This window comes from Gemmatimonas sp., from assembly GCF_021298855.1.
Classification (GTDB): Bacteria; Gemmatimonadota; Gemmatimonadetes; order Gemmatimonadales; family Gemmatimonadaceae; genus Gemmatimonas.
The window spans coordinates 39,101-55,448 of sequence record NZ_JAJTHI010000061.1 but is presented as its reverse complement, the minus strand read 5'-3'; the positions used below and the strand labels follow the sequence as shown (position 1 = coordinate 55,448).

14 protein-coding genes are annotated in these 16,348 nt (G+C 68.2%); 9 read left to right on the top strand and 5 right to left on the bottom strand.

Annotated features, from left to right (window positions below; translation table 11 throughout):
- Position 1: 1 nt before the first annotated feature.
- Together LW840_RS15475 and LW840_RS15470 are read left to right on the top strand one after the other, a co-directional pair.
- The gene (locus LW840_RS15475) at positions 2 to 127 is read left to right on the top strand and encodes a hypothetical protein (RefSeq protein WP_291273335.1); all 126 of its coding nucleotides are present in this window, start codon (positions 2 to 4) and stop codon (positions 125 to 127) included.
- Between the two features lie 93 nt (positions 128 to 220).
- On the top strand, positions 221 to 793 hold the full coding sequence (locus LW840_RS15470) for a transposase (RefSeq protein WP_291277315.1): 573 nt from the start codon (positions 221 to 223) through the stop codon (positions 791 to 793).
- 105 nt (positions 794 to 898) lie between these two features.
- Here the strand turns inward: LW840_RS15470 and LW840_RS15465 are convergent, their stop codons facing one another.
- Positions 899 to 2,068 (bottom strand): aminotransferase class I/II-fold pyridoxal phosphate-dependent enzyme, encoded by a 1,170-nt coding sequence (locus LW840_RS15465; protein WP_291266395.1) that lies wholly within the window; start codon positions 2,066 to 2,068, stop codon positions 899 to 901.
- Between the two features lie 46 nt (positions 2,069 to 2,114).
- Between LW840_RS15465 and LW840_RS15460 the strand changes: the two genes are divergently transcribed.
- Positions 2,115 to 2,546: a DUF3429 domain-containing protein gene (locus tag LW840_RS15460; RefSeq protein ID WP_291260086.1), complete on the top strand. Its 432-nt coding sequence runs from the start codon at positions 2,115 to 2,117 to the stop codon at positions 2,544 to 2,546.
- Between the two features lie 391 nt (positions 2,547 to 2,937).
- A complete protein-coding gene (locus LW840_RS15455; protein WP_291277314.1) occupies positions 2,938 to 4,437 on the top strand; it encodes a type IV pilus twitching motility protein PilT in 1,500 nt (499 codons plus the stop codon).
- Positions 4,438 to 4,455: 18 nt separating this feature from the next.
- Here the strand turns inward: LW840_RS15455 and LW840_RS15450 are convergent, their stop codons facing one another.
- The gene (locus tag LW840_RS15450) at positions 4,456 to 6,021 is read right to left on the bottom strand and encodes an oxygenase MpaB family protein (protein ID WP_291266397.1); all 1,566 of its coding nucleotides are present in this window, start codon (positions 6,019 to 6,021) and stop codon (positions 4,456 to 4,458) included.
- 58 nt (positions 6,022 to 6,079) lie between these two features.
- On the opposite strand from LW840_RS15450, the gene LW840_RS15445 reads away from it, so the two are divergent.
- A complete protein-coding gene (locus LW840_RS15445; RefSeq protein ID WP_291277318.1) occupies positions 6,080 to 7,144 on the top strand; it encodes an NAD(P)-binding protein in 1,065 nt (354 codons plus the stop codon).
- A 25-nt stretch (positions 7,145 to 7,169) separates the two neighbouring features.
- Positions 7,170 to 10,622, top strand: a complete 3,453-nt coding sequence (locus tag LW840_RS15440) for an AAA family ATPase (RefSeq protein WP_291277313.1) — start codon at positions 7,170 to 7,172, stop codon at positions 10,620 to 10,622.
- Between the two features lie 27 nt (positions 10,623 to 10,649).
- On the opposite strand, the gene LW840_RS15435 is transcribed toward LW840_RS15440, so the two are convergent.
- Positions 10,650 to 11,168 (bottom strand): RidA family protein, encoded by a 519-nt coding sequence (locus tag LW840_RS15435; protein WP_291266399.1) that lies wholly within the window; start codon positions 11,166 to 11,168, stop codon positions 10,650 to 10,652.
- Between the two features lie 176 nt (positions 11,169 to 11,344).
- On the opposite strand from LW840_RS15435, the gene LW840_RS15430 reads away from it, so the two are divergent.
- Positions 11,345 to 13,033, top strand: coding sequence for a GMC family oxidoreductase (locus LW840_RS15430; protein WP_291266400.1), 1,689 nt, complete (start codon positions 11,345 to 11,347; stop codon positions 13,031 to 13,033).
- Positions 13,034 to 13,046: 13 nt separating this feature from the next.
- Entirely contained in the window at positions 13,047 to 13,691 is a 645-nt protein-coding gene (locus tag LW840_RS15425; protein ID WP_291266401.1) for a gluconate 2-dehydrogenase subunit 3 family protein, read from the top strand.
- Between the two features lie 33 nt (positions 13,692 to 13,724).
- Here LW840_RS15425 and LW840_RS15420 read toward each other — a convergent pair whose 3' ends face one another.
- The gene (locus LW840_RS15420; RefSeq protein WP_291277312.1) at positions 13,725 to 14,627 is read right to left on the bottom strand and encodes a hypothetical protein; all 903 of its coding nucleotides are present in this window, start codon (positions 14,625 to 14,627) and stop codon (positions 13,725 to 13,727) included.
- Positions 14,628 to 14,843: 216 nt separating this feature from the next.
- Between LW840_RS15420 and LW840_RS15415 the strand changes: the two genes are divergently transcribed.
- A complete protein-coding gene (locus tag LW840_RS15415; RefSeq protein WP_291260094.1) occupies positions 14,844 to 15,347 on the top strand; it encodes a DinB family protein in 504 nt (167 codons plus the stop codon).
- A gap of 25 nt (positions 15,348 to 15,372) precedes the next feature.
- On the opposite strand, the gene LW840_RS15410 is transcribed toward LW840_RS15415, so the two are convergent.
- On the bottom strand, positions 15,373 to 16,308 hold the full coding sequence (locus LW840_RS15410) for a glycoside hydrolase family 16 protein (RefSeq protein ID WP_291266492.1): 936 nt from the start codon (positions 16,306 to 16,308) through the stop codon (positions 15,373 to 15,375).
- Positions 16,309 to 16,348 lie beyond the last annotated feature (40 nt).

The window sequence follows — 16,348 nt, the reverse complement described above, 5'->3', positions numbered from 1 at the left end:
CATGCGCACCGCCAAGTACCTCATGACCGCCTTCATGGCGCTGGTGTTGCTCGCCCTGTACTGCTCCGCCACCGCTCCGGTGGAAACGGGGGCGGTGGTAGGGCCGGTACCCGCAGCCCCCCGCTAGTACTGCCGGGTGAGGTTCCCATTGCCTTCCTTGCGGGTTGGTCGTGCTGCGGCGCATGGACACCACGGCCCTGCACGCTGCTGATGGGCGACCATGCCGCTTTCCGGAAACGCTGACGCCATTGCTCGGGCGTACCGAGCGGCAGATGCATGCGGGCGAGTCGGTGCGCGGCAGTACTGCGGGGCACTCGGCAAGACCGCCAATTGCCAGGTGGTGGTCAGCGTGCATTTCGGCACCGAGACGACCAGCCTTCCGCCAACGTGGCCCCTGTATCTGCCCGAGGACTGGATCGACGATCCGGCGCGCCGCGGGCAGGCCCGCGTCCCCGAGGACGTGTGCTACCCGACCAGGATCACCTTGGCCCTCGAGGCGCTGGATGCAGTGCTCGCGTGGGGCGTGGGTCCACGGGTCGTGCTGGCCGATGCGGGCTACGGGACGAGCTACGACTTTCGCGGGGTGCTGGCGGCGCGCGGTCTGTCCTGCTGCGCGCAAACCGCGTCCAGCGTGATGGGCAGCGTCACCGCCTCACCGGCGGCCATGTCGTATCGAAGACAGGGGCAGCCCGCCACGCGCCCACTGGCCGGACAGATCCCCGCGATCCGCCGGCAACACCAAACCCTCCTGATTCGCTGGGACGCCAGGTGTCCGACCTGTCGGCGGGCATGACAAGCATTCCTCCTGACATAGCCTGATGGTACGGCCTGGCCCGTTCGGCCGAGCCGGCCGGCGCAGACACGGCGAGATCGGTCAGGGCTGTCAGGACACCGGCGGTCAGCGTCCCGCGTTCGCGCGCACGGCGAGGGAGCCCAGTCGCTCACCGGCCGCCCGCAGCGTCTCCTCCCGCTTGGCGAAGTGGAACCGGATGAGATGCTTCACCGGCTCGCGGAAGAAGCTCGATCCGGGTACCCCGGCCACTCCCACCTCGCGAATGAGCCATTCACTCGCGGCGGTGTCATCGGCGAACCCCAGCGCGCTGATGTCCACCATCACATAGTACGCGCCCTGCGGCTCCGTGAAGGGCAGCCCGGTGGTGCGCAGCATGTCGAGAAAGAGCTCGCGCTTGGCCGTGTACAGCGTGGTGAGTCCCTCGTAGTACGACGGTGGGAGTTCGAGCGCGCCCACGGCGGCCTCCATGAGCGGCGCTGCGGCCCCCACGGTCAGGAAGTCATGCACCTTCTTCGCCTGGTTGATCACGCGCGCCGGCGCGTGCACGTAGCCCAGGCGCCACCCGGTAATGGAGTACGTCTTCGACAGCGAGTTCACCGTGATCGTGCGCTCGAAGGCGCCGGGCAGCGTGTTGAAGTACACGTGCTCGTGCGGCGCGTAGATGATGTGCTCGTACGGCTCGTCGGTGATGACCCAGGTGTCGTACTGCTCGGCGTAGCGCAGAATGGTGAGCAGCTCCTCGCGCGTGAACACCTTGCCGCTCGGATTCGAGGGATTGCAGATGACGATCGCCTTCGGGTGCTGCGCGAACGCCCGCTTGAGGTCGTCCTCGTCGAAACCGAAGCCGGGCGGATGCAGCGGTACGTAGATCGGCTCCGCCCCCGAGAGAATGGCGTCGGCGGCGTAGTTCTCGTAGAACGGCGAGAAGATGATGACCTTGTCCCCCGGATTGCAGGCCGTCATCATCGCGCACATCATCGCCTCCGTGCTGCCGCACGTCACGACCAGATGCTGGTCGGGATCGACGTCGAGTCCGCTGAAGTGGCTGATCTTCTTCGCCAGCGCCTGCCGGAAACGCGGGGCGCCCCAGGTGACGGCATACTGGTGAAAGGGACCGCGCGTGGCGCGCTCGAGCCCCTCCAGCAGCACCGCGGGGGGATCGAAGTCGGGGAACCCCTGGGAGAGGTTGATGGCGCCGTACTGGTTCGCGAGGCGGGTGGTGCCGCGAATGACGGATTCCGTGAAAACGGACAGGCGGGTGGCGGTGGAAGGCATGGCCGAGAGACTACCGCGCGGTCCCCGAGTACGCCATGGTGTTGCCATGCCTTCACGCGCGATCTGGTTGATCAGTCTTTCGGGGCTGCTGCCGTTTCTCACCTGTCTGGCGCTCGCCTACGGGGTGCCGGCCCACGCCGAATCCGCCAAGACGGTGTTCCTGGTCTATTCGGCGCTCACCCTCACGTTTCTCGGCGGAGCCCGCTGGGGCGCCGAGCTGGTGCGGGCCCCGGACCGCCCCGATCTGCGGCGACTGGTGCTGTCGGCGGTACCGTCGGTGCTGGGGATGTTCGCCCTGGTACCGCGCACCGCACCACCGGTCGCACTGGGGCTGCTGCTGCTGTCGTCGGCCGGCCAGCTGGCGTGGGACCTCCAGGCGTCGCGCGCCGGGCTGCTGCCGGCGTGGAATGGGCGGGTGCGCACCGTCATGACGGCGCTGGGCACGGTGTGCACGGCGGCGATGTGGCCGCTGTTCTGAGGGGTGGTGTGAGCTGAACGGCAGACGGCAGCCCGCAGGAACCACAGTGGGCAGACGGCAGGAGTTTGGTCGAAGAAGACGGGCGCCACTGCTTCGCAGGGCGCCCCATTTCCTTTGCGGTCGGGACATCGGCGGCGGCGCGCAGCGCACGCCGCCGTGTTGTTCTTCCACGTCCCTGCCGTCTGCCCACTGTGGTTCCTGCCAACCGCCGTCTTCAAGCCCGTAACTCGCCCGCGCTCTCCCCAACGCCACGCCCCCAGCGCTCACGCTGGCCGTTCCCCCTGCCCGTTTCCCCGACGGGGGCCCGCTCGTCCTTCCGATGCCACGCCGATCGTTCCGCCGACGTAACGGTCTGAGACGGTGGAACCGGTGGACCTTTGCCAGCTGCCACGTGCCCCAACTCGACAAGATCCTGCCGCGCCTGGAATCGGGCGCGGCGTCGCAGATTCTCCTCGAGAGCGACGCACCCATCCGGTGTGTGACTCCGAATGGGCTGCAGCAAGTGAGCACTCAGGTGCTCACCCAGTCGCAGGTCCTGGCGCTGGTGAGCGAACTGGCGACCCCCGAAAGCCGCCCCGCCATCATTGCGGGTACAGGGATCCGCTTCCTGTACCAGTTCAACGACAAGCAGTGGCTCATCCAGCAGGACGAGGATCCCGCGCTCACGCGCATCCTCATTCGCCGCTGGGCCGACCGTGATGCCACCGGCACGCCCACCGCAGGCGCCCAAAGCACCACGATCCGCAAGCGCGCCACCGACACCGCCTTCGGGGCGCTCGCCACTCCGGACGACGCGCGGGCCACGCTCGAGACGCTGTTGCGCATCCAGGTGTCGCGGGGCGCTGCCGATCTGCACCTGCGCGTGGGCGAGCCCCCCATCTTCCGCCTCGGCGGCGACTTGCTGCGCCTCGAGGACGAGGTGGCGCTGACCGACGAGATGGTCAGTGGCATGATGCGCGCCATCATGCCCGAGAAGAACCGGACCGAGTTCGACCAGAACTGGGACACCGATTTCGCGCACGAGATCGAGGGGGTCTCCCGTTTCCGCGTGAACGTACTGCGCGACCGGCATGGCACCGCGGCAGTCATCCGAACCGTTGCCACAACCACGGTCACCGTGGAGCAGTTGGGGATCTCCCCCGAGGTGCAGGCGCTCTGCCAACTCAGCAAGGGCCTCGTGCTCGTCACCGGCCCCACCGGCTCCGGCAAGTCCACCACGCTCTGCGCCCTGGTCGACCTCATCAACCGCACGCGCTCCGATCACATCATCACGATCGAAGACCCCATCGAGTTCGTGCACGAAAGCAAGAAGTCCCTCATCACGCAGCGGCAGGTGGGGGTGCACACGCAATCGTTCAAGAGTGCCCTGCGGGCCGCCCTGCGCGAGGACCCCGACATCATCCTCGTGGGTGAGCTGCGCGACCTCGAGACCATCGCCATCGCGCTCGAAACGGCGGAGACGGGACACCTCGTCTTCGGCACACTGCACACCAGCACCGCCGCGGGCACGATCAACCGCATCGTGGACCAGTTCCCCGCCGACCGGCAGGAACAGATCCGCATCATGCTGGCCGAGTCGCTCAAGGGCGTGGTTTCTCAGACGCTGTGCAAGAAGATCGGCGGCGGGCGCGTCGCCGCGCGCGAGATCCTGCTGGTGAACAGGGCGGTGAGTGCGCTCATCCGCGAGGGGAAGACGGTGCAGATCCCCAACATCATCCAGACGCAGAAGAAGCTGGGGATGGAGACGCTCAACGACGCCCTGCTCGGCCTCGTGAAGAGCAAGACCATCGAACCCGAGGAAGCGTACCTGAAGGCGGTCGAGAAGAAGGATATCAGCAGCAGGCTCCGCACACTGGGCTACAACATCGACGCCGTGGCCGGCGAGGAATGATGCGGGTGGACGGGGCCGTCAGGTACCGTCCACCCGTTGGGCGAACCGCTGCCCCTTGAGTTGTGTGGTCTCCACGAAGCGCTTGAGATCGTCGACGGTGTGCGGAATGGGGAAGATGACCCGGCTGCCGTAGACCCGCCCGATGAGCCGAGTGAGCGCCCAGCGGCCGAACGCGACCTGAATGCCCACGTCGAAGCGCTCCATCCACCTGGTGATGGCGCGCGGGAGATGTTCGATGGCGGCCCGCTCCCACGGCCACAGACGCACCTTGGGAACACCAATGCGGGCGGCGCCCTCCTCGCCGCACAGGCGGGACACGAACCAGCGGGCCACCTTGAGGCACCAGCCCATCGTGACCGGCAACGGCAGCACCGCGTGCAGGAAGCGCGCGAGCATGACGAGATGTGACGAGGTGAGCGCATGCCCCGCAGGATTGTCGCGCCGCGCCCGCTCCTGCCAATCGGGCGTGCTCCAGCGAATCGGCGGGGCATAGTACTCGGCGCGGTACGCCTCCCAGAAGGCGCGTGCCTCCACCAGCGTACGAGGGAGCCACGCGTCGCTCATGGGCTGCCCGGGCGGATGAATGCCCTTGAAGAGCGCGAAGACGCGCCAGAGGTGCCAGAACGCTTCGTCGTCGCCCTCGTTGAAGGGCACCCCGAGATCACGCAGGCCATCCACCACCAGCAGCGAGAAGGCGATGATGGTGGCGAGCATGTCCGCCTGACTCACGACCTGCTGTGGGCCGGCCTCGGCGCCCGGGCGATCATCGGCATGCGGCCACCCGGCGCGAAAGGCCTCGTAGCCCCCCCAGAGCACATAGTCGTCGGCCCCGGTCCACGCGTCGAGCGTGCGGTCCACCGGTCCGGTGACCACCGCGCCCATGCGCGGCGCCACGTTCGACCGGACTCCCGCGTGCAGCAGCTGCATCTCCTCGGCCGCCACGAACGCCGGAAACCACGGCCCCTCGAAACTGTGGGGGGTGGACACCGTCACCAGCAGCTGCAACGTCCCGAGCAGTCGGTGATACGGCAGGCTCGCCAGTTGCCGCGACAGATTGAGCACCGCCGATGGGCGTGGCGCGGCATAGGCCTCCGGGAGCGATTTGCAGAGCAGCACGATGGTGCTGGGCAGCAGGCGCGTCATGAAGGCGCGCTGCCCGCGCAGGATCAACGACCGGTTGACCCACGGCGGGAACTGCGGCTGATCGCACGCCTCGCAGAAGTGCAGCGATTCCTGCACGTAGGTGGCGAGCGCAGCCAGCGCACGCGACACGTGCTGCTCGTCGAGCGCGCGAATCTCCGCAAGTGCATCGGCCAGCGAGTTGGGGATGGGCTCGGCGGGCAGGCCGAGGTCGCGCCGCTGCTGGGCCGCGAGATCCCGGCCACCCAGCGTCGGATCGGGATTGATGGCCCCGAAGAACCGATGCACATCGCGGTACGGCAGTTTGCCGTCCTCCCGCACGAACGCGTCGGCTGCCGGTACCCCCTGCGTGGACAGGAAACGCAGGAATGCCGAGCCACGGTCCTGCCAGTCGGCGGCGGTGACCGGTGGGCGGGGAGGGAGCGCGTCGTGGGGTAAGGTCATCGCTGCGGGGCTGAGGGACGCGCTAAGTTATGCGAAGGTCTCCCTTCCCCGCTTGTCCATGTCACTTATTCGCATTGCCGGTGCTGGCCCGTCGGGGCTCGCCGCCGCGATCACGTTGGCACGAGCCGGGCGGCCGGTGGAGCTCTTTGAGCGTCGCGAGGATTGCGGAGCGCGCTTCGGGGGCGACCTGCAGGGGCTGGAGTCGTTCTCCAGTGACCGTAGCGTACTCGACGAGTTGCGCGACGCAGGGCTGGAGGCGGACTTCGCCCATCGCGGCTTTACCCGCGGCTTCCAGTTCAATGGAAACCGCGCCGACCTGCACGAGTTCTCGCAGCCGGCGTTCTATGTCGTGCGTCGCGGTACGATGGCCGACAGCATCGACCAGTCGCTCAAGCGCCAGGCGCTGGCGGCAGGGGTGACCCTCCGTTTCGGCGAGTCGCTCGATCCTGCCGCGGCCGACATCATTGCCACCGGCCCGCGTCAGCGGCGGCCATACGCCGTCTGCCGTGGCTTCGTCTTCAAGACCGACGCGCCAGACCTGGCGGTGGCGCTCCTCAACGACGCCGCCGGGCTCAAGGGGTACAGCTACCTGCTGGTGAGCAATGGCGAAGGGTGCCTGTGCACGTCACTCTGGTCGAGTTTCCGCCGGGTGCACCAATGTCTGGCCGAGGCGCGCCGCCTGCTGCTCGAGCGCTGGCCAGTACGCCGCGAGGAGGAGCGCCCCGTGGGGGGCTGGGTGCACTTCTCCGGCCGGCCGCACTGGCGCGAAGGCGGGGCGCTCGTGGTGGGGGAGGCCGCGGGGCTGCAGGACTTTCTCTGGGCGTTCGGACTGCGGGCGGCGCTGCGGTCGGGCGTGCTGGCCGCCAACAGCATCCTGGCTGGGGACGACTTCGCCCGTGCGGCGGCGGCCCAATTCGAGGGGTTCATCAAGGGTGGTGTCGTGAACCGCTTCCTGTGGGAGGTGGGACGACACGGACGGTATCGCGCCCCCATGGCGGCCCTCCGGTGGCGCGGTGCCGAGCGACTCCTGCGGGATTTCTATCGCTACAATCGCCTCCAGCAATTCCTCTATCCGCTTGCCCGTGGTTATGTACGGGTGATGCACCCGCATCTCACCGTCTGACGTACCCCCGTCCCGCTTCGCTCCGATGCTTCCCGGCACCACCGTCGACCATTTCGAGATCACCGAGCGCCTCGGCGCCGGTGGCATGGGCGAAGTGTACCGCGCACGGGACACGCGGCTGGGGCGCGAGCTGGCGCTCAAGGTGCTGCCGATGGCGCGCGTCAGCGACCCCGAGGCCACCGAGCGCTTCCTCCGTGAGGCGCGCGCAGCCAGCGCGCTCAATCATCCCAACGTCGTCACAGTGTACGACATCGGCCGCGGGGAGCGCGGGCTGTACATCGCCATGGAGCTGGTGCGCGGGCATACCCTCGCCACGTACCGCGAGCCGCTCGACGTGAGCACCGTGGCGCGCCTGGGCGCCCAGGCCGCGCAGGCGCTGGCGGTCGCGCACGACGCACGCATCGTACACCGCGACATCAAGCCCGAGAACCTGATGTTGCGCGACGACGGGTACCTCAAGGTGCTCGACTTCGGGCTGGCGCGCCTCTTCGAGCGCAGTGGGCCCATCGAGGCCGACGCCTCGCACACGAAGACCGGCGTGATCATGGGTACGCTGCGCTACCTGTCCCCGGAGCAGGCGTCCGGTGACCCCGTGGCAGCCCCCTCCGACGTCTTCGGCCTGGGCGTGGTGCTGTACGAGCTGCTGGCGGCGTCGCACCCGTTCAACCCCCGCGGCAGCTCGTCGGCGGGGACCCTGGGCGCGATCATTACCAAGGATCCCGTTCCGCTGCAGCAGCTGCGCCCGCAGTTGCCGGTGGCCATGGCGAGGCTGGTGCATGGCATGCTCGCCAAGGAACCGGCAGACCGACCCACGGCGGTTGATGTGGCCCTCGCCCTCGGCGCCCTGACCGGTACCGGACTGGACAGTGGCGGCCTGACGCTCGCCGTTCGGGACACCACCGGCACTCTGGCGGCGACGCCTCCCGGGGGACCAACGACGATCTTCGCCCCCACGCTGCCCGGCACCGGATCGGACGCAGTCGCCACGTCGGCAGCGGCCCCACGGCGCGGCACCGGCGTGGGCGCGCGCACGACCGTGGTGGTGGGGCGTCGCACTGATCGGGCCCTGTTCATGGATGCCTGGCAGCGAGCCAGCAGCGGGCGTGGTTCGTTGCTGGTGGTGAGCGGCGAGCCGGGCGTGGGCAAGACCACGTTCGTGGAGGCCTGCCTGGCGGAAATCGCCGACAGCACCGGCGTCGTCGTGGCGCGGGGGCGATGCTCGGAACGCCTCGCCGGCACCGAAGCCTTCCTCCCCATCCTCGAGGCCATCGAGTCGGCCATGCGCGCCGACCCGTCGGGGGACATTGCGGCGCTCCTGCGCCGCCATGCCCCGACCTGGCACCGCGAGGTGGGGGATTCCGACCCCGCCCACGCCACCGGGGTCGACGGCGCAGCGCCGGGGCTGCAGGCCGCGTCGCCGGAGCGCATGAAGCGCGAGTTGCTCGGGTTCATCGACGCAACGGCGCGCGCGCATCCGCTGGCGATCGTGCTCGAGGATCTGCACTGGGCCGACAGCGCCACGGTTGACATGCTGTCGTACCTCGGGTCGCGTGTCGACGACCTGCCACTGCTCGTCATCACTACCCTCCGCGAATCGGAGATGCGGCTCTCGCGACACCCGTTCATGGCGTCGCTGCTCGACCTGCAGGCGCGCGGCCTCAGCGAGTCCATTGCCCTCGGCCTGCTCGATGCGGACGATGTGCAGGAGCTGCTCGACCGACGCTATCCGGGACATCGCTTTCCTCCCACCTTCGCGCGGCTGCTGCACCACAAGACCGATGGCAGCCCGCTGTTCCTCGTGGACCTGCTGCGCTGGCTGGGCTCCCGTGGCGCGCTGGCCGATTTCGCGGGCGCCTGGCAGCTCACGCGCGGACTCCCCGAAGTGGAGCGCGACCTGCCGCCCTCGGTGCGCGGCATGATCCAGCGCAAGATCGAACAGCTGGAAGAGAGCGACCGCCGACTGCTGACCGTGGCGAGCGTGCAGGGCTTCCTCTTCGATTCCACCGTGCTGGCCGACGTGCTGCACATGGAACAGGCCGATGTGGAGGAGCGGCTCACGACCCTCGACAAGGTGTACGCCTTCGTGCGCCCGGTGGCGGAGCACGACCTGCCCGACGGCGCGTTGTCGGTGCGGCATCGCTTCGTGCACGTGCTCTATCAGAACGCGCTGTATCAGGCGCTTCAGGGGACACGCCGCGTGCAGCTGGCCACCCAGGTGGCGAGCGCGCTGGAAGCACGGTACGGGGCGCGCGCCACCGAGGTGGCGGCCGATCTGGCCGTCCTCTGGGAGACGGCGCGTCATCCCGCCAAGTCGTCGGGGTATTTCGCCGTGGGCGCCATGCGCGCCGGCGAGAAGTTTGCCTACACCGAGTCTGCCGAGCTGGCGTCGCGCGGCCTCGCCCAGATTGCCCTGCTCCCCGACGGCGAGGCGAAAACCACGCTGGAGATCGGGCTGCGGGTATCGCTGGGCTTCACCAACGTGGTGACACGCGGCTTCCACGCCCCCGAGACGTTCGAGCAGATGCACCGGGCGCACGAGCTGTCGAAGGCATCGGGGAATGCGCCGCAGCTCATTCCGGTGCTCTGGGGCATGGTGGTGTACCACATCGCCAGCGGACAGTTCATTCGCGCCTACGAATACGCCGAACAGATGATCGACATCGCCGATGCCGCCGGGGATGTGATGCTGCAGTCCACGGCGTCGAGCGCCCTGTCGGGGGCCGCGTTCTTCCGCGGACGCCTGCAGCTGTCGCGCGAGTCGCAGGCGCGCGCGGAGGCGCTCACCACACCGGCCATGCGCGCGGGCATCCAGGCCATCGTGGGCTCCGACCCGCTGCTGCTGAGCCGCTGTCAGGCGGGGCGGGCGCACTGGATGGCGGGCGACATCGCAGGGGCGCGCGCGATCTTCGATCGCATGCTGGCCGACGTGCGGGTCTCCAAGGATCCGCGCGAACGCGCCCACGGGGCGCTGCACGTTGCCGAGTTCGAACTGGCCGCCGAGCGTCCCGACGAAGCGCTGCGCGTGGCGGCGGAAGCGCTGCACGTGTGCGAGGAGTACGGCGTGGCCTCGGAGCGCCTGTGGACGGCCGCGTATCTCGGGCGGGCGCAGATCGCCGTGGGCGAGCTCGACGCCGGCATTGCGACGCTGGAGGCCACGGTGGGCGCGCTCACCATGTTCCGGTGTCTGGCCAGTGTGTCCGAGTACCAGGGATTTCTGGCCGAAGGCTATCTGGAGGCCGGCCGCGTGAGTGATGCCCGGCAGGCGGTGGACGAGGGGCTGGGGAATGCGAGCAGCACCGGCGAGATCGTCTGGATCCCCGAGCTGCATCGCATCCGGGCCCACGTGCTGCGCGCCGAAGGGGCGGAACGCTCGGCCGTGGCGGCCGAACTGCACCGTGCGCTGACCGCCGCCGATCAGCTGGGCGCGCAGCTCATCGTGCAGCGCGTCACGCGTGACCTGGCTGCGCTGGGCGACTGACCGCCGGCGGCGTTCAGCGCACAGCGCTCAACGTGCCGCGGCGAGGCACTCCAGTTCCACGCGCGCGCCGTTCAGCAACGTGGCCTGCACCGCCGCACGCGCCGGGAAGCGGCCGTTGGTGAAGTACGACCGGTAGACCTCGTTCATCGCCGGCCACTCCGTGAGGTCGGCCAGGTACGCCGTGCACTTCACGAGCCGATCCATGCCAAGCCCCGCCGCCGCCAGCGTGCGCTTGATGTTCTCCATCACCTGCCGGGTCTCGGGCTGAATGCCGCCGGGCACCAGGGTGAGTCCCGTGCCGGTGGTGCCGAGGGTGCCGGAGACGAAGACCAGATCACCGACCCGCACGGCTGGGGAAAAGGGGTTGACCGGCGGACCGTCCGGATGGATGAACACCGGGTCCGGTATCGGGGTGGGACGGGACGCGCTGCAGGCGGTCGTCACGAGGGCAGTCGCCATGAGGGCGGTCAGCCTGACGGCGGAAAAGCGCAACCGACTGGGACGCACGGCAGCGCGAGCGGGGCGAAGCGAGAGGGGCGTGATCATCTCCCAAGCTGCGTCCGCCGCGCTGTTTCCGAAACACCCCTCGCGTGACTCTGTGCCACCCTGCACTATTTGGGGTGAACGCCGGGTACGAACACCGGCGACCCCGGCGCACCTTCCCACCTCGCCGGACAGGCACCGATTGGCCCCTCTCTCCCGGGCCGCGAACAGGAGGCGCAGTGCAGGCTGCACAGACGACGGAGTTCGACGCGATTGTCGTGGGCTCCGGCATTTCGGGCGGTTGGGCCGCCAAGGAACTCACCGAAAAGGGGCTCAAGGTCCTGCTACTGGAGCGTGGTCACAACATCGACCACATCACCGGCTACAAGAACGCCACCAAGGGCCCGTGGGAATATCCGCACCGCGGCGGACGCACGAAGCAGATGGAAGCCGACTATCCGGTGCTGAAGCGCGACTACCCGCTGAACGAGAAGAACCTCGACTACTGGGCCAACGACAAGGACAGCCCGTACACCGAGGTGAAGCGTTTCGACTGGTACCGCGGGTACCACCTGGGCGGCCGCTCGCTCATGTGGGGACGCCAGAGCTACCGCTGGAGCGACTTCGACTTCGAAGCGAACGCCAAGGAGGGGCTCGCGGTGGACTGGCCCATCCGCTACCGCGACATCGCGCCGTGGTACTCCTACGTGGAGAAGCATGCCGGCATTCAGGGGACGCGCGAGAATCTGCCGCAGCTGCCCGACAGCGAGTTCCTTCCGGGGTTCGCGCTCAACTGCGGCGAGCAGCATGTGGCCGAGCGGATCAAGAAGACCTACGGTGGCAAGCGCCACCTCATCATTGGTCGCAGCGCCAACCTCACGCAGCCGCTCCCCGGCCGCGGACAGTGCCAGACGCGCGATGCCTGCTGGTTGGGGTGCATCTTCGGCGCGTACTTCAGCACGCAGTCCAGCACGCTGCCGGCCGCGCAGAAGACGGGCAATCTCACCCTCAAGGTGAACAGCATCGTGCACGAGCTCGTGTACGACAAGAACACCAAGAAGGTGAGCGGCGTGCGTGTGGTGGACGCGGTCACGAAGGAGGCCACCGAATACAAGGCCAAGATCTTCTTCCTCTGCGCGTCGACGCTCAACAGCACCTGGCTGCTCATGCGCTCGGCGCGTGACATCTGGCCCGAGGGGCTCGGCAGCTCGAGCGGTGAACTCGGGCACAACCTCATGGACCACCATTTCCGCCTCGGCGCGGGCGGTCGTCTCGAAGGATTCGACGACAAGTACTACTACGGCCGTCGTCCCACGGGCTTCTACATCCCGCGCTGGCAGAACCTGTTCGGCGACAAGCGTCCGTACCTGCGCGGCTTCGGCTATCAGGGCAGTGCCAGCCGCGAAGGGTGGGGGCGCGCCGTGGCGGAACTGGGGATTGGAGGCGACTTCAAGGACGAGATGGCGCAGCCGGGCGAGTGGACCATTGGCGCCACCGCATTCGGCGAGATGCTCCCCGACCACAGCAACAGGATCAGCATCGACGAGACCAAGACCGACAAGTGGGGGCTGCCCGTGCTCAAGATCGACTGCGAGATCAAGGAGAACGAGCGGCTGATGCGCAAGGACATGACCATCGAGATGGCGGAGATGCTGGAGAGCAGCGGCGTGAAGGACGTGAAGACGTACGACGGCGGCTATGCGCCCGGCATGGGGATTCACGAGATGGGGACGGCGCGCATGGGGCGCGACCCGAAGACGTCGGTGCTGAACGGCAACAACCAGGTGTGGGATGCACCCAACGTGTTCGTGACCGACGGGTCGTGCATGACGTCGGCGGCGGCGGTGAATCCCTCGCTCACCTACATGGCGTTGACGGCGCGGGCGGCGGAGTTTGCCGTGAACGCGCTCAAGCGCCGCGAACTGTAAGGAGATCGCGCGCATGACCGACTTCGAACGCATGTCCGGGATCGATCGCCGCGAAGCGATCCGCCGCGTGAGCATGTTGCTGGGCGGTGTGGCCTTCGTGGGCGGCAGCCAGCTGCTCACCGCCTGCGCGGGCGACCGTCCGGCGGCCACCGACAGTGCGCAGGCCGGGGCCACCGGGCCGGCCGCCATTGGCGAGTTCAGCGTGGCCGACCAGCAGTTCCTCGACGAGGTGGCCGACACCATTCTGCCGTCCACGGCCAAGTCACCGGGCGCCAAGGCCGCGGCGACGGGCCCCTTCATGGCGCTCATGGTCACCGACACCTACACGCCGGCCGATCAGAAGATCTTTCGCGAGGGGATGGCCAAGCTGGAGGAGGCGTGCAAGGCGGCGCACCAGACCGGCTTCATGCAGGCCACGCCGGAGCAGCGGACGGCGGTGCTCACGACGCTCGACCAGGAGCAGCACGCCTTCCAGAAGACGCGCAAGCCCGACGAGCCGCAGCACTACTTCCGCATGATGAAGGAGCTCGCCCTGCTGGGCTTCTTCACCAGCGAGATCGGCTACACGAAGGCGATGCGCTACAAGGAGACGCCGGGCAAGTACGAGCCGTGCCTCCCGTACACCAAGGGGGAGACCAGCTGGGCGTCGCACGCCTGATCATCGCCGGTTTTTCTGACAACGGCCGACGAGTCAATCGTCGGCCGTTGTCATTCGTCCCGTATCCTTCTCCATCCGCGTGAGCACCGTCGTCACGAGCGCGCGCACGATCTCCGGACGATTGGGCTGGACGTGCTTGCCGGGGAACCACACGATCGCTTTCGGCTCACTGGCCGCCGCGTACAGCGCCTCGATGGCCGGGCGAGGCAGGCGCTCGTCTTCCGTGGCGTTGAGCATGGTGTACGGACGCGGCGCCACCCGCTGTACCCACTTCTCCGGCGTGAGATAGGGACCACCCACGATCACGTCGGCCAGCGTCCCCGCCAGCGGCGCAAACAACGCCGGCATCGACTCCTGCGCATTGTGTGCCAGCAGATCGCGGGTCCGTCCCGCGCCGTGCACGCTCCACACGTGCGTGATGCGCGGGTCGAGTGCCGCCGCCACGGTCATGAAGGGGGTGCCCAGGCTGGCGCCCACGCCGTGCACCTCGCGCGCATTCACCCACGGCTGCTGCAGGAGCCAGTCGAGCGCCAGCTGAATGGCCGGCGGCGTATCGTGCAGCGCCTGCCGGATGTCCGGTGCCCACTTGAGGATTTCCAGCCCTTTCATGCGGTGCGGCCCCGTGTACGGGTACGACAGCGCCACCACCACCCGCCCGCGGGTATCGGGAATGAGGCGCGCCGCATCGCGCCCCGTGGCATGGCCGCCGAGAATGAGGACCAATGGCGCGGCGGAGTCGGCCAGCGGGCGCTTCACCAGCATCGGCACGGTGACGCCGCTGGTGGACCGCACGGTCACCGCTTCGATCCGATGCCCCTCCTCAACGGTGGCCTCGTCTCGCGTGACCGACGCGACCTCGCCCCGACGGGCGGCGAACCCGGGCACCGGATCATCAAGCCGCAACGCCCCCAGCGTCGTTGCGCCAAGCAACATCATGCCAATCGCTACCATCCCACCCAGCCGCACGGATCGCCGCATCCACCTCGCTCCTCATCCCCGTGGTCCAATGTTCCCAGTGATGGTCCTTCCCAAGTAGTGATGAGGCCGCCGCGAAGTTCCACCGGGGCGTCAACTTCACCCTTGTCGGGTGCCAACGACGGCGGGAACTTGGCTGCACCCCGGTTCTTCCCACCCCCTTCCGAGCTGCCCGCCATGTATCACACCCTCGAAGAATTCCTCTCGCACTGGGCATTCGAAAGTGCGGACACGCAGAAGCTCATGGACGCGCTCACCGACGCGTCACTCTCGCAGCCGATGTATCCGGGGGGGCGTAACCTCGGCCGGCTCGCTTGGCACATCGCGCAGACCATTCCCGAGATGATGAACAAGACGGGGCTCGCCGTGGGCGGCGTGGGCGAACACGAAGAGGTGCCGTCGACCGCAGTGGAGATTGCGCACGGCTACGCGTCGGCGGCGTTGTCCCTCGTGGAAGAGATCAAGGCCAAGTGGACCGATCTCACCCTCACCACGACCGACGACATGTACGGATTCACGTGGACCAAGGCGATGACGCTGGCGGCACTGATGAGCCACCAGATTCATCATCGAGGGCAGATGACGGTACTGATGCGCCAAGCCGGCCTTCGTGTGCCGGGCGTCTACGGACCGGCGAAGGAAGAGTGGGAAGACCTGGGGATGGAGCCGCCGCTGATCTAGGCGGCAACGCTTTACGCTGTGGTACTCAACGCTCCTGCCGTTTGCCGTACGCCCTCACCCAATCCACCTGCATCTCGCCGGGGAATGTTGTCGTGCTGTCGGGTGAGCCCAGGAATCGGCCACCGATGGCGAGGTTCATGACGAGGTAGAAAGGTTGATCGAAGGGTGCCGTTCCCTTGCCCTTCTGCGTGCTGTCGGTGCCGCTGTACCAGTCGGTCTGCGTCTGGTAGAGCGAGTCGTCCACGAACCACGCGATGCGCCTGGGGCTCCACTCGATGCCGTAGACGTGCCAGTCGCTGATGCGGCCCGTGTTCGGCAGCGTGTAGTCCATGCCGGTGTGCACGTTGTTCGGCCACTGGCCGCCGTAATGCAGCGTGCCCAGCACCACCTGCGGGTTCTGGCCGCGCGCTTCCATGACGTCGATCTCGCCGCTCGCGGCCCAGGTACCGTAGCGGTCGCGCAGCGGCAGCAGCCACAGCGCTGGCCACAGCCCCTGTCCTTCGGGGAGTCGCGCGCGGAACTCGATGCGCCCGTACTGCTGCGCGAACAGCTCGCGCCCGTCGTGCGCCCGCGTCTTGAGGCGCGCCGACGAGTACGCGCAGCGATCGGTGCTGTCACGCGACGACACGTTGGGCACGGACTCCCGCCGGGCGATGATGCGGAGCGCGCCGTCCTGTACCCGCACGTTGGCGGGCGACGTGGTGTAGCACTGCAGTTCGTCGTTGCCCCAGCCGCTCACGTACGCACTGCTGTCGGCGTTCCAGAAGCCGTTACCCTCTTCGGCCGCCCACCTGGTGGCATCAAGGGTCGTGTCGTTGAACTCGTCGTACCAGGCAAGCGTCCAGCCGGGGCGATCGGCATTACCCCTCGACGCCGCGGCCGTGGCCACGGTGCCGAAGCGGTTGCCCCGCGTGTCGCAGGCCGTGACCGCGGCACTCAGCCCCGCAGCAGAAACGCACACCGCCGCGATGCGCAACAGCGCACCGCGGCGGCGACCCCTT